The organism is Bacillus sp. B.PNR1, assembly GCF_030386235.1.
Taxonomy (GTDB): domain Bacteria; phylum Bacillota; class Bacilli; order Bacillales; family Bacillaceae; genus Bacillus; species Bacillus stercoris.
In genome coordinates this window covers 441863-456364 of the sequence record NZ_JANYMN010000001.1, presented here as the reverse complement: position 1 = coordinate 456364, position 14502 = coordinate 441863, and the positions used below count along the sequence as shown (strand labels likewise).

Below are 14502 nucleotides of genomic sequence, written 5' to 3'. Positions count from 1 at the left end.
CAACTCTTTAAAATACCGGCAGGGGTATAATATTACGCATATAAAAATTCGTCAACCTTAAATATAGGTTGATGAATTTTTATCGGCTCTTTACCAACAAGTCGACTGCTTCTTTTACTAAGTTTTGTGTGTCTTCGCCTTTTTCTAAACTTTCACGAACACAATGTTCAAGGTTTGTGCTCACAATTAAACCCATCGCTCGATCGATAGCATTACGGGAAGCTGCTAATTGGGTCACAACCTCTCTACAATCTTTTCCTTGTTCCATCATAGTCAATACACCTTTAATTTGTCCTTCTATCCGTCGTAAACGGTTTTTAATCTTTTGATCATACTCCATATATCAATGAAATCCTTTCTTTCATTTATTTTCACATTTACATGCTGCCAGCTCATAACTGTTTACATGGATACCTTTGCGCTTTAGAAAACGCACTACTAAATTTAATTCCACCCGATCACGAGCTATTATGTGTATTTTATCACGTGGAATCTCTAAATAAAAACGTTTTAGATACGCATATGGGATGTTTAAAATAATATCATCCGAAAAATTGGGTACATCGTTATAATGGCGAATATCTAATATTGTCATGTCCATAGGCTTTAATTTATCTTTATGGATACAGGAGATTCCGGTTATAGGATAATAACGTCTATACGTTGCAATGATAATCACAAAAATAAGCAGGAATGCAATAACTAAATAATTGATACGACTTACACCACCTTATTAACTCTTTGTTATTCACAAAACAATAATATACCCCCATAGGTATATAGTCAAGTGTGAAAGTTACTTTCTTTGAGTTGATAGATTCATTTCGATAATGCCAATTCTGCTAAAAGTGACTCGAATAAAGAAATAAGCCGATTTTATTAAATCGACTTTATTTTATCAATTACTTTTAAAATTAGCACAAGACTGCTTGGATATTACATTGGGTTTCATTTACATAAAAACAATTCTTAGGTACTGGTTCCCTATGTTTCATGCTGGATGTGACTCCAATTACATAGAATTCTGTGAATATCTGTGCTAACCTTCCGCAGCCACTGCATCTGCTTTGGTTTCATGAACTGTACCAAATGGATGGTTAGGAGGAGCATAAATGGAGTAAAGTTTTAATGGCGTATTCCCTGTATTCATCACGTTGTGCCAAGTGCCGGCAGGTACAACAATGGCAGAATCATCATAAACATTTCTTTGAAAGTTCAAATGATCTTTGCTCTTTCCCATTTTGACAATCCCACGCCCCTGCTCAATTCGTAAGAACTGATCGACGTTAGGATGGATTTCCAAACCAATATCTTCTCCAATACCAAGACTCATCAAAGTAACTTGAAAATGCTTTCCTGTCCATAAAGCCGTACGGAACGTATTGTTTTGTTTTGTGGCTCTATTGATATTTACAACAAATGGATTTGGTCCATAATCCTTCAAGAGAAGGTTTCTATCTTCATATGAAGAGCGCAAATCGGCACATCTGTGTACGCGCTCCATCTCATTTGGAATAGTCCAATAAACAGATCTTCCATCGTTATACATCGGTACAGTCACATAGTAATAACATTGAGGCGAAAAAGGGTTATAGTACATTTTTTGATCCCCACAATTATAAATTTTTGTGATAGTATCCTATGCATTTATTAAGGGAGTGTGCTAACAAGAAAACTCATATTAAACACAAAAATGGAATGTTCGATCACCGTTTGATTCACGGATGAATAATTTATCACCGACTTTTTCATCATTTTATGGATGTTGAATTTCACTAGCCTAGAATTTTTAAAACTTTACAAATAATTATGCCAGCGAATAAAGACAGACATTGCTATTTATTCAATGGTGCAGCTTTTGAAGTAGGGCTGTGGGCTCGCTTTTATGTAACCAGTTTATATTCTTCTTGGGCACACAAAAATAACAATTTTTCCATATCAACATCTCGTAATCTTACACCTCCTTAACTTGAAGGAGGATTTTGGCGTATGTATTTTCATACCCGTCAACTACCATCTCATCCAGCATATATTCCTCATATGCATTTTCCCCTATTTGCATTCCATTCTTTTCAATGAACTCAATGATTCTGCGATACGCCTCTTCAGTGTTTCCACCTATTTCATATCCAACTGCATAAAGGCCTTTTGGCCGCACATGATAATTTATGTTCTCTATCCCATCTTTTACTTTTATATAAAAGTAACTGTAATTGTAGAAGTCTTTTTGTAATATTTGTTCCCGTGCAAAGATCCCGCCTATCGGATATCCTTCATCTAATTCATATTGTTGAACTTCATGAATGAGTTCTGAAATGGCAGCCACATATTTTCGTTCTCGTAAGTTTAATGTGTTTCGGCTTAACATGAATGTTTCTTCATGTAAATATTCAAAAGAAATTGAGGAAAAATCAGTCTCAAGTGCTTGTTCAGTAAGCGCCACTTTTGTATGTAAGATCGTTTGCAACTGTTTAAGCTCATTTATTTTTTTATCAATCTCAACAGATTTTTCTTTTAGAACATGCAGGATCTTGTCTGGTGTTTTCCCTTTTATTAGACACTTTATTTCTTTTAACGGAACGCCAAGCTCTTTAAATAGTCTGATGACTTGAAAAATCTCAAATTGATGATAGGAATAATATCTATACCCATTTTCTTTTTTTATTTCCGGTGAGAATAGACCAATCTCATCATAATGAAATAAGGTTTGTTTTTTTACACGGCAGAGCTTTGAAAACTCCCCTGTTGTGAAATACTTCCTAACATCTTCGCCCATAAAAACCTCCTTGACTATACGGTAACCATATACCTTATGATTTGATTGTACTTGAAAAAAGCTTCAAGTGAAAAGGATAGGTAAAAGGGTTCAATTGAGTAAAGGGGAATTTAAATGAAAAAATCAATAAGTGAGCAAAAAACGATTTTCATTATACTATTGAGCAACATCTTCGTAGCATTTCTTGGTATCGGTTTAATTATTCCGGTTATGCCTTCTTTTATGAAAATCATGCATTTATCCGGCAGCACTATGGGTTATCTTGTTGCGGCTTTTGCCATTTCTCAGTTAATTGCGTCACCTTTTGCGGGAAGATGGGTTGACCGTTTCGGGAGAAAAAAAATGATTATTCTCGGGTTGCTTATATTCAGTTTATCAGAGCTGATTTTCGGATTAGGGACCCATGTTTCAATCTTTTATGTTTCGAGGATTTTGGGTGGCATAAGTGCGGCTTTTATCATGACCGCGGTAACAGCATATGTAGCTGATATGACAACCCTAAAGGAAAGGTCAAAAGCTATGGGGTATGTTTCTGCTGCAATTAGCACAGGCTTTATCATTGGGCCTGGTGCGGGTGGATTTATTGCCGGCTTTGGCATCCGCATGCCGTTTTTCTTCGCCTCCGCCATCGCATTAATAGCAGCTGTCACTTCCGTTTTTATACTAAAAGAGTCATTGTCAATAGAAGAACGCCATCAACTCTCATCTCATACAAAGGAATCAAATTTCATTAAAGACTTGAAGAGGTCCATTCATCCTGTCTATTTCATTGCATTTATTATCGTCTTTGTAATGGCTTTTGGTTTATCAGCTTATGAAACGGTATTCAGCTTGTTTTCTGATCATAAATTTGGCTTCACACCAAAAGATATTGCAACCATTATTACGATTAGTTCCATTGTGGCGGTAGTTATTCAAGTTTTACTTTTCGGGAAATTGGTCAACAAACTTGGAGAGAAAAGAATCATTCAGCTATGCTTAATAACCGGAGCGATCTTGGCTTTCGTGTCTACTGTTATGTCAGGATTTTTAACTGTTTTGCTTGTAACTTGTTTTATTTTTCTGGCGTTCGATTTGCTACGTCCGGCCTTAACTGCTCATTTATCCAATATGGCCGGTAACCAGCAGGGTTTCGTAGCAGGCATGAACTCCACATACACCAGCCTGGGAAATATATTTGGCCCCGCTCTAGGCGGTATCCTATTTGATCTTAACATTCATTTCCCTTTCCTATTTGCAGGTTTCGTTATGGTGATCGGCCTTGGTCTTACAATGGTTTGGAAAGAAAATAAGAATGATGCTGCAGCTTTGAATTAATTCATTCTCTATAAAGTCAAGTCATTTGGCTGCAGGGAATGCCCCTGGTTAGGCACAATAAGATAAGGTACTTAATTTGATAGGCTACATGTTGCTTGACGTGAATATAGTTATGCAGAGTTTTAGCAATATCAATTCCATCTGCCATCACCTTAAGCCGCAGCCTAACCGGGTGATAAGAAAAATAAGGAGAATGTAGTATGAGTATAAAAATAAAAGCAGTAACTGATGATAATCGTGCTGCCATTCTTGATCTGCATGTCAGCCAGAATCAACTATCATATATTGAATCTGCAAAAGTATGTTTAGAGGATGCGAAAGAATGCCCCTATTATAAACCTGTCGGGCTTTACTCTGAAGGAGATCTAGTCGGTTTTGCAATGTATGGATTGTTTCCTGAGTATGATGAAGATAATAAAAATGGACGAGTTTGGCTTGACCGATTTTTTATCGACGAACACTATCAGGGAAAAGGATTAGGGAAGAAAATGCTTAAAGCTCTCATTCAGCACCTTGCTGAGCTATATAAATGTAAGAGAATTTATTTAAGTATATTTGAAAATAATATTCATGCTCTTCGCCTTTATCAAAGGTTTGGTTTTCACTTTAATGGTGAACTCGATTTTAATGGCGAAAAAGTCATGGTGAAAGAGCTGTAGGTTTTCCAAGCACTTCTTCGTTTGCTAAGAAACGTTTCATCATTACAGGAAGCTGACTCATCATTGCCTATATACATTACCCCTAGGATAAGCTATGTTATACCTAAAAAAAGCCTGGATGAAACATTCAGTTCATCTCAGGCTTTAAGGATCTCATTAGAAGAAAAAATCTTACGTGATATTTGGTAATCAGTTATGCCGGGCTAATGATTCCCTTTCTCTGTATGTAAAACAGATTTAACTGCTTCTTCAATCTCCCTATAACCAGTACATCTGCAAATATTGGACTGCAGCCAATCTTTTATCGTTTCATCGCCAGCGTTCGGCTCAGTATTCACTAAAGCATGACAATTCATTAGAAAACCTGGGGTACAATAGCCACATTGAAACGCAAATTTCTCAATAAAAGCCTTTTGGATTGGCGTATTTATAAGTCCTTCAATTGTAGTAATATCCTTACCTTCACCTTCTACTGCAAGCATCAAACAAGATTTCATCGGTACTCCATCTATTAATACCGTACAGGCGCCACAATCGCCATTTAAGCAGCCTGGCTTTGAACCAGTTAATCCAAGACGAAGACGAAGGGCATATAACAAAGTATCGGCTGGTCTGACAGTAATCCGTCTTTCCTTGCCATTTATTTTTAATGTAATAGGGTTAGACATTTGGGCCTCCTTCTAATTCATGTAAGGCATCCAAGATTGCATGTTGCAAGACAAATATTCGATATTCACTTGAGCCTTCTACATCATCAAGAATGGGTTTGGGCAGATACTGTAAAGACCTGCGCACTCTGTCTTCTAATGAATAGCTTTTATCGTTGAACATTTTCTCCATTTCAATAGAACGAAAAGGAAATGGACATACGCCGCTAAAGGCCATTCTAACCTCTTCATCTTTTTTCAGTGCACAAACTGTCACCAATGGATACCCAACATTCCACTGTTGTCTTCTTTTTATACTTACAAATGGCGATTCTATATACGTTCGATCTATAAGGATATGAAATAAAAAATCCCCTTTTTGTAATTGTATTTCCCTGTTAAATACTTTATTAATAGGATGGTAACGAAGCCCTGCTCTCCCTGCGACTCCTACCAAACTATCGGAAATTAACAACGGCAAGACTGCCTCACGGTAATAGATGTTCCCACAAATATTTCCACCCAGGCTGATTTTATTTCGAGCCGTCCGGTCCGCGATTTCACTTACTGTTTTACTCAATAACGGAAACGGATTTTCTTCCTCCACTTTCGTTAATGACACACCTGCTCCCATCACTAGATACTTTTCATGAAAACGGATGGTATGAAATTCCGGAAGTGCGTTAATATCTATAGCTGCATCCGTATAGATGAGATTCAACCTTCCTAATGTTATGATTTCTGTGCCGCCGGAATAATACATTGGTGTTTTCTTTTCGGCCGCAAGAGAGTGAAACAGGCGGGTTGTTTCTTGAATGGTCTTCGGTTTAAAATAGTCGAAATCAAACGGTATCATCTTTCCACCCCTCTTGCGTCCTCCATAAATGTTCAGGAATCAGAGGAAGTTGATTCAATTGGACACCTAAAGCAGTGGAAAGGCAATTTCCCAATGCTGCCGGCATCCCCAACAGTCCGTGTTCCCCGCCGCCGCGCGCTCCATAAGGCGCAATCACATGCGGTGTTTCAACAAATTCAATGATATATTCAGGCTGCTCTCCATAGTGAAGGGGGCGGTATGTTCTAAGCTGAGGATTTAATACTCTGCCGTATGAATCAAATACAAAGGTTTCTCTTCCTCCAAATGCAATTCCCATACTCATCCCCCCCATCACTTGACCCCTTGCCGCTTTTTCATTCAGTACAGTTCCTATATCCACAACAGAATAGGCTTTTGTAATTCGATACGTATAATCCCGTTTATCTAATTCAACTTCAATTCCCTGAGCGCCTACAGCCCACTCGGGTCCCGGCTTTCCTTTTCCTGTTTCTTGGTCTAAATTCGTCATCCGGGTTAATGTGTAGTTGCCGCTCGCAATGATTTGGCCGCCAATGGTATTTCCATTTGGAAATGTATATCCGTAAGCAATGTCTTTTATTTCAACATTCACATTAGGATTATCTAAAAAATAAACCTTTCCATCAGCCACCTCTAATTCCTCAACAGGAACTCTTAACACACAAGATGCCACGTCCTTAAGCTTTCGAATGGCTTCCTCCGCTGCATTCAGTACAGCTCTTCCTCCCATTAAAGTCCCTCTGCTGCCTACAGTTTTCCAATGCTCAGGTGTTGTTTGGGTATCGATAAGCATTTTTACATGAATTTTGCTTATGTCCATTTTCATTCGTTCCGCTAAGATTTGGGCTAACACTGTTTTTGTCCCTGTTCCAATTTCCACTACCCCTGACATCAAATTAATGCTTCCATCAGGATTAAAGGTTAAAATAACCCCGGACGTTGCATTTGTATCAAATGTTGACGTTTTCCAAATACAGCTGATCCCCTTTGCCCGTATCTTCCGATCACCGATTTCAATTCTCTGTCCCTCATCCCAATTCATTAATTCCTTCAATCTTTCAATACATTTTGGTACATTTCCGACCGTGCTTGAATTGAGAAGAACTTGAGTAGGTGTAGTATCACCAGGACGAATGGCATTTTTATAGCGAAGTTCTAATGGATCCATGTTCAGCTTTTCTGCCAATACATCCATTGTTCGCTCAAAGGCAAATAAAACTTCAGCATGACTATAGCCTCTAAATGCACTGGGATATGGATGATTCGTATACATACAATATGAATCACACCATATATGGTCGATCGCGTATGGACCCGTACAATCAACCACTCCAGCTCGACTGACGTCAACTCCTTTATCGGAGTATGCTCCGCCGTCAAATAAAAACTGAATGTCTGCCGCCTTTAAGATGCCATCTTTTGTTGCTCCTAATTTTACGATGGCATCCAATCCGATATGAACAGGAGATGTGATCATATCCTCTTCTCTTGAATTAAATAATTTTACGGGCTGGCCACCAACTGCTTTTGATGCCAAATATGCAATAACCTCTAACTGAACTGCTGCTTTTCCCCCGTACGCCCCTCCTACTAAAGGGGTTTTGACGATAACCTTTCCAGGTTCAATTCCAAAATACCACTCCATTAATTTTTTAATGGCAAAAGGAGCTTGAGAGGATGTGGTGATGATAATCTCTCCATCCGCTCGAATTTCAGCAATCGAGCATCTTGTTTCCATAGCAGCGTGATCAGAAGGATTAAAGGAAATTTGAAACTCTGCTACCACATCACTTTCCCTAAACCCGTCTTCTATATTTCCTTTTCTGATTTTATCTAGGTTTGCGATATTTGTCTTTGGAACCGGGTATACACCTTCCTTCTTCTCATAGCGGTCCAAATGTTCATGGACGAGAGGAGCATTCTTCTGGAAGGCCGCACGGGGGGAATTTACGACAGGAAGAGGTTCATATAACACTTTGATGGCATCCGCCGCCTTTTGAGCTATGATTGGATTTTCCGCAACAACTACAGCAACTGGCTCACCATGGTATCTAACTTTTTTATAAGCAATCGGCGACCTGTCTTTAATTTCTTCACCTACAAGCGGAAAAGGTTCATCACCCAATATCGCTTTCACTCCAGGAATCTTCCAAGCTTCTGAAAAGTCTATAGAAGCAATATTCGCATGAGCATACGGACTAACCAACATTTTTGCGTGTAATGTCCCTGTTTCTTGAAAATCATTTGTATATTTCGCCTTTCCTGTCACTTTTTCAAGGGCCTCTTTTCGTATAACACTTTTCCCGATATACTCCAACTCATTCACTCCCCGAATTTATTCAGTAGTAAATTGTAATCTTCAACTGTATCTACGTCATAAAAAAGCAAAGGGTCTTGGAAGTTAATCATTTTTCCCGTATTTAAAATACGTTCACGGATGACATACCGAGCGCCTTGATCTCCCTTTAACTGATGTAACACTGGAAAACATTGATTTGAAAATAAGATAGGGGGCATAGGCAGATGTTGATTTTCAGCAGCTATAAATGAATAGTGGTGCTCTCTTTGATAGGAATCAATTAACGTATTGATGATATCTGTGGTGACAAATGGCTGATCTGCAAGAAGAATGATAACGGCATCAGCCTCATACTCTACTGCTCTTTTTAAACCACATTGTATGGAGTGGCCCTGGCCCTTACCCGCTTGCTCACATTCCACCTGACTCCATTTATTTGACATAGGATATAAAAAGAAAAAAGCCGAAAGCCAATGCAGTGAATCTCCCTTTCTCGTAATAACGAAAATATGGTCTAATTTAGATAACAAGGCATTTTTAAGAGCCATACTTCCTAGGGAGGCTCCATTAAGAAATAAACTTCGCTTATCTGTTCCCATACGTCTGCTTGTACCAGCTGCCAAGTATATGGCTGCTGTTTTCATGAGGTAGACCTTTGTTTTCGCATGTTTTTAATCATCTCGCCAACAATACTTATAGCAATTTCCTCGGGGCCTTGTGCCCCAATGGGAAGTCCAATGGGGGAATGAATATCTTCTGGAATCTGAGCCCCGCCTAATAGTCGTTCCGTTCGCCTCCTAGGGCCTAATACACCTTTATAAAACACATCCATATTTTTAAATTTATGTAAAATGGTCTGATCTTTTTGAAAGCTGTGTGTCATTATGACGATAAAATCCCTTTCTGTAATGCTCAGACCCTCCATTACTTCTTCCAGTACTCCTACAATCAAATCGTCGGCTTTAGGAAAATGGCCGTTATGACATAAAGAAGGACGCCAATCAATCACTGTGACATGAAAGCCTATACCAGCTGCCAAAGAAACTAATGGCTTCGCATCTTCCCCTGCTCCAAAGACATATAAACAAGGTTTTGGAACCATCTGATGGATAAAAAATAAATCAGACGTATATTCATCTCTTTTGATTCCCTTTTCTGTATCATAAAGGGGATTCTGATTTCTCAGTTTTTGAATACAGCCTAGCTCCTTAACATCCCCAGTTCCAAACACGCTGCCATCTTCAACGATATACATATCTTCCCTTGGCTCTAACCTTTTAGTGAATCGTTTCATTCGAGTAACAGACTTTTTTACATCTAAGCATTTCTTTACTGTCCTAAGATTTCTTTCTAATTCCCCTTTTACAGGCTCGAGTAAAACCGTCAAAACACCATTACAGCCAACTCCCTGTCCCCACGATAAATCGTCCTCTTCACTCATATCAAAATGAACAATCAAGGGCTCTCCTGTAGTCCAAACTTGCTCTGCCCTTTCAACAAGATCCTCTTCTAAACAACCGGCAGATAACATGCCAACTCTTGTTTTGTCCCCTAAAATTAACATGGAGGCCCCTTCTTTTTTATAAGCGGACCCCTCTACTTTAATTATGGTAGCCAATACCATAGCATTCTTAGAATTGGCGACTGCATCCAAAATCCGGTGTATATCATCCATTTTATTCCCCCGCTTTTACCTCATTACATCTACATCTGTATATCCATATTCTTTTTTTAAAAAAATATTATAGGTTTTTCAGCAATTTCGTCGTTTCTAAAAAAAAAGAGTCTTTATAGACCTTATGATTAGGCGGTGGATACAACATCAGTTTTGAACGAAGAGATTCCAATAGCATGTTGTGTTTCCAATCGTTTATTTGCCCCTGTTGTATTCCTTTAAATTCCTCAAAAAATTCACTTAACATTTTTAAATCATTGCTCAACTCCATTTTGTCACTTGAAGATAAAGTCCCTTCTTTTTCCCATTCTTTTAACGTTTTCGCGATATTTGATACATACTCATATCCTGCATTCATCTTTTGCATCTGTATTTGATATCTTGAAAGAATGATTTTATGCTTTTTTCTGATTGGGTTGAATTTTACGCTCTGAGAAGCCGTTTGTAACATTTCTTTTGTCGCATGCAGCTCCTGTAGGAGATGGTTCATTTTATACTCCATTAAGTTCCCTTTTCCTTGTCCCCACTCTAATTGAACCCATTTGGACAGTTCTAAAAGTATGTCAGAAAGCTGATGAGCTAATGTTTGAAAAGTTTCGGCTGCCTTTTTTGTAAAGTCTGGCGGAAAAAGTAACATATGAATCAAAATAGCGATAATGACTCCAATAATCGTATCGATGATCCGATCTATCACATAATCTTTAGATGTTCTTTCAAACGTAAATACTAATAAAATGGTGAGGGCAACCTGATGTAAAACCGTTTCATCTAATCTTAACCACTTTGCAATGTAGGTCCCGCCTAGCATTAAAAGACCCAATATCCAACCATTCATATGTAAATGACTAACAAGATAGGCTGTTAACATGACCCCGATTGCCGTTCCCACAATCCTGTGAAAAGAAAATCGAATCGACTTATCGATGGTCGTTTGCAAACATAATATAACAGATAGAGGTGCTAAATACGGGTGTTTAGAGCCCACTAGTTTTGCCGCTTCCCAAGAAACAGCAGATGCAATAGCCATTTTCCAGACTAAGGATGTTTTGTTTTCAATTTTTTTCTTCCCCACATACTCTTCCTCCTTTCAGCGAACCTTTTCCATTAGGTTTCTTTACTCAAAAGATTTTATACTGTCATATTAAAAAAACTATTATTGGACCATACGACATTAGGCTACTCATTTTTTCAGAGGAATATTGATCATTTTGTAACTTAAATAACAATTGAATTTCTCCTATATAGACTCATGCCGTGTTACATTTTTTCCATCTCCACATATCTTTAAAGTAAGGTGTAAATTTATTCAGGAGGAGATATTCAGTGGAAGAAATGGGCATGGAGCCATCCCAACTTTGTAGGGAATTTGCAAGGATTCTCAATTCAACACCTAGTGTCGTAAATGGTGTATGTACGGCTACAAGATTTCGAAACAACATTCATCCAGTGGTACTTGGAAGAAGAGCAGAAGCATTTCCTTTTATTCCTCAAGCTTTTTCATTTGAAAGCATGGATCGGAATGGCAGAGCTTTATGTCTAGGTGAGACTGTTTTACTTCAAGAAGAAGTGAATCCGTTTATGAGTGAGTTACGCGAATTTGGTATTATTGTAACTGCCGTTCATAACCATTGGCTGTTTGATAAGCCACGTCTGATGTTTATGCATTTTGAATCAATAGACGAACCTCTCACCTTTGCAAGAAAAGTAAGGGAGGCTATGAAAGTTCTTATCAAGAGAACCGTCCGTGCGGAAGCAAAAGTTGATGGTGAAATGATTCAACAGCATGGTCTTTGTGACGAATTCAACGATATTCTAGGTGGAACCATGCATACTTTTGAAAATGGAATTTGCACAGTGATGAGATCACGAACGAATATAAAACCAGAAGTACTGGGAAGACCAGGAAGATCATTTTTACTCATTCCTCAGTTGTTTTCATTTGAATCAATGACAAAAGATGGCCGCGCTCTTTGCAGTGGTGAAACCGTGATTCTCCAAAAAGAAATCAATCCATTTATTAGTGTGCTTCGGGAACATGATCTGATTGTCACGTCACTTCATAATCACTGGTTGTTTGATAAACCAAGACTGATGTATATTCATTTCGAATCAATTGATAAACCTATCAACTTCGCATTAAAAGTAAGAGATGCTTTAAAAGTTCTTACTGATAAAGAAGTTAGAGGTTAACATGATTTTGCGCAAAAAAAGCGATTTAAAAAATCGCTTTTTACATATACTAAAGAGTCCCTTAATAAAGTGAAAGTGTATGATCATAAAAGGTAGGGATGCTCTTATCGCATGAAGCTTTCTATATATGATGGATTTTTTTATTCACAAGTAAGCATGTAATCTTTTATCATCTAAATCTGGGCGATTGCCTTGATCAATAAGCAAGCTAGGTGCATATCCTGCCTAAAAGTCTTCAATGAAAGGGGTAAAGATATGCATTTTCAATCCAAACCGTATGATGATTCTTACGATTTTCGTCAACACCCTGATTTAAGTCAAGCAAATAATGAAATGCGAAGCCTTTTATCTACTATTCACCACATTCCAATACACTCCTCCTCCTTCAAAGAGTCAATGGCTACAGTGGTAAAAGACTTGAGAGTTGTTAGCAGGGCGCTTGCTCTAGGATGCGGCATGAGTTCAGAATTCAGGTTTCTTCCAGATACCTGGGGATTACGTGAACTTCATATTGTGCACGCGAAATACCTTACTCCATTGAGTTATCACGTTTATTCTGCCTTAGGTGCAGCAGAGCTTCTAGCCTCCGGACAAGGACGCGCTCCTCATTTCCCTCTTATGGTAGGCTGCATGAATTCGATACTTCGCCTATGGTCAAACTTCCCTGCAGCTATAGCAGACCTGCGAAGAGCATCTGGTCAACAATACGCGTCATCGGTAGACGAGGCAGAAAGTCTCCTAAGACTAATGGTCCCATACACACAACGGGCATTATCAGTCAGTCATTCTTCAGTTCATCCTACTATTTGGGAGGCAACCTTACGTGCTACACATTTAGCACGGGAAGTACGGCAGAAGGTTGCACAATCAGTGAACCAAGGTACCTCTTATTAATATGTCAAGAGATACAACAGCGATACCTTTGCGGCTTTACACCGTAACATAACGACACTTACTCACACAAAAAAATAGAGCAGTAAACTTGTGAGTTACTGCTCTACTCAATTTATTCACCGTTCATTTGTTTTACAATGTATTCAGCATCATTTCCAACGCCTTGAAGCAATGCTGAACCTCGCCTATGCTGCCAAGGCAAACCAATAAAGTACAATCCCTCTATAGGTGAAACACCTCTATGATGTATGATTCGATTTTCTTTATTCAAAACACCTTTTATTTTTATCCAACTAAGGGGATTCCTAAAACCTGTAGCCCAAATAATATTATTTACTTCTAATGAAGATGCATCATTAAAAACGATTTCATTTTCCTTTCCCCCTATGACTCTTGTTTTTAAGATGACCTCCCTCTGTTTTATGGCATGTTTTAATTCGAACCCAAATATTGGATCTCCTTTCTTTTGAATGAATTTTCCTAATATTGATGTATGACTTGCATGTAAAACTCCTAATTTATCAAACCACCAAAAGATGCTTCTTTTTCCAATCAATAAAGGGAAATAAACTGGTTTATTGCTGCAAGCTAAATATGTAACTCTTTCTTTGGATAATTCAACAGCTATCTGAGCACCACTATTCCCCCCACCAACTACTAGTACATTTCCATCTACCAATTGTTTTGAATTCTTATATTGTGACGAGTGTAATTGATGAATATTACTGGCTAAATCCTTTGATATTGATGGAATATGAGGGGTATGAAAAGGACCTGTAGCAATGACAAGATTCTTCGCTTGATATTCTTCCTTATTGGTTTTTATTAAGAAATGATTCTTTGATTTTAGGACACTTATTACTTCTGTCCGTAATTGGATTGGGATTTCAAATTTTTCAACATATTTCTTTAGATAAGCAACAATTTCATTTTTTGAAGGAAATCCATGCTTTTCTCCTTCAAGATGCATTCCAGGCAATGAGCTATACATTCGAGAAGTAAATAAAACCAATGAGTCATATCGATCTTTCCAGCTCTCCCCAACCTCATGGCTTTTATCCAAGATGAGAAACTTTTGGCCGGTCTGCTTAAGATAATACCCTATTGAGATTCCTGCTTGACCAGCCCCGATTACGATAGTGTCGTACATATTAAGCCCTCCATCAATTTTATATTGTCAGTAGACAAA

General features: G+C 38.2%; 14 protein-coding genes. 3 read left to right on the top strand and 11 right to left on the bottom strand.

Annotated features, from left to right (window positions below; all coding sequences use genetic code 11):
• Nucleotides 1-79: 79 nt before the first annotated feature.
• The 4 genes from NZD81_RS02375 to bltR form a co-directional block, all read right to left on the bottom strand.
• Nucleotides 80-340: a metal-sensitive transcriptional regulator gene (locus tag NZD81_RS02375; protein WP_003237170.1), complete on the bottom strand. Its 261-nt coding sequence runs from the start codon at nucleotides 338-340 to the stop codon at nucleotides 80-82.
• Nucleotides 341-361: 21 nt separating this feature from the next.
• On the bottom strand, nucleotides 362-679 hold the full coding sequence (locus NZD81_RS02370; RefSeq protein ID WP_289859309.1) for a sulfurtransferase: 318 nt from the start codon (nucleotides 677-679) through the stop codon (nucleotides 362-364).
• Nucleotides 680-1039: 360 nt separating this feature from the next.
• Nucleotides 1040-1600 (bottom strand): cupin domain-containing protein, encoded by a 561-nt coding sequence (locus NZD81_RS02365; RefSeq protein ID WP_289859308.1) that lies wholly within the window; start codon nucleotides 1598-1600, stop codon nucleotides 1040-1042.
• Nucleotides 1601-1954: 354 nt separating this feature from the next.
• On the bottom strand, nucleotides 1955-2776 hold the full coding sequence (gene bltR / locus NZD81_RS02360; RefSeq protein WP_014664713.1) for a multidrug efflux transcriptional regulator BltR: 822 nt from the start codon (nucleotides 2774-2776) through the stop codon (nucleotides 1955-1957).
• 114 nt (nucleotides 2777-2890) lie between these two features.
• On the opposite strand from bltR, the gene blt reads away from it, so the two are divergent.
• Nucleotides 2891-4093, top strand: a complete 1203-nt coding sequence (gene blt / locus NZD81_RS02355; RefSeq protein ID WP_289859306.1) for a multidrug efflux MFS transporter Blt — start codon at nucleotides 2891-2893, stop codon at nucleotides 4091-4093.
• A 200-nt stretch (nucleotides 4094-4293) separates the two neighbouring features.
• On the top strand, nucleotides 4294-4752 hold the full coding sequence (gene bltD, locus NZD81_RS02350) for a spermine/spermidine acetyltransferase (RefSeq protein WP_038829690.1): 459 nt from the start codon (nucleotides 4294-4296) through the stop codon (nucleotides 4750-4752).
• A 203-nt stretch (nucleotides 4753-4955) separates the two neighbouring features.
• Here bltD and NZD81_RS02345 read toward each other — a convergent pair whose 3' ends face one another.
• From NZD81_RS02345 to NZD81_RS02320, 6 genes are all read right to left on the bottom strand, one after another.
• Complete coding sequence (locus NZD81_RS02345) at nucleotides 4956-5420, bottom strand: (2Fe-2S)-binding protein (RefSeq protein ID WP_040082384.1); 465 nt, start codon at nucleotides 5418-5420, stop codon at nucleotides 4956-4958.
• Entirely contained in the window at nucleotides 5413-6255 is an 843-nt protein-coding gene (locus NZD81_RS02340) for an FAD binding domain-containing protein (RefSeq protein WP_040082383.1), read from the bottom strand. The genes NZD81_RS02345 and NZD81_RS02340 overlap by 8 nt, the downstream gene beginning before the upstream one ends.
• Nucleotides 6242-8572, bottom strand: coding sequence for a xanthine dehydrogenase family protein molybdopterin-binding subunit (locus NZD81_RS02335; protein WP_069149927.1), 2331 nt, complete (start codon nucleotides 8570-8572; stop codon nucleotides 6242-6244). Before NZD81_RS02335 ends, NZD81_RS02340 begins: the two co-directional genes overlap by 14 nt.
• A 5-nt stretch (nucleotides 8573-8577) precedes the next feature.
• Nucleotides 8578-9198: an NTP transferase domain-containing protein gene (locus NZD81_RS02330; protein ID WP_071581480.1), complete on the bottom strand. Its 621-nt coding sequence runs from the start codon at nucleotides 9196-9198 to the stop codon at nucleotides 8578-8580.
• Nucleotides 9195-10229, bottom strand: coding sequence for an XdhC family protein (locus NZD81_RS02325; protein ID WP_289859304.1), 1035 nt, complete (start codon nucleotides 10227-10229; stop codon nucleotides 9195-9197). The genes NZD81_RS02330 and NZD81_RS02325 overlap by 4 nt, the downstream gene beginning before the upstream one ends.
• Before the next feature lie 67 nt (nucleotides 10230-10296).
• Entirely contained in the window at nucleotides 10297-11256 is a 960-nt protein-coding gene (locus NZD81_RS02320; RefSeq protein ID WP_289860542.1) for an FUSC family protein, read from the bottom strand.
• A gap of 296 nt (nucleotides 11257-11552) precedes the next feature.
• Between NZD81_RS02320 and NZD81_RS02315 the strand changes: the two genes are divergently transcribed.
• Complete coding sequence (locus NZD81_RS02315; protein ID WP_040082378.1) at nucleotides 11553-12419, top strand: DUF1259 domain-containing protein; 867 nt, start codon at nucleotides 11553-11555, stop codon at nucleotides 12417-12419.
• Nucleotides 12420-13425: 1006 nt separating this feature from the next.
• Here the strand turns inward: NZD81_RS02315 and NZD81_RS02310 are convergent.
• Nucleotides 13426-14463, bottom strand: a complete 1038-nt coding sequence (locus NZD81_RS02310; RefSeq protein WP_014664723.1) for a flavin-containing monooxygenase — start codon at nucleotides 14461-14463, stop codon at nucleotides 13426-13428.
• Nucleotides 14464-14502 lie beyond the last annotated feature (39 nt).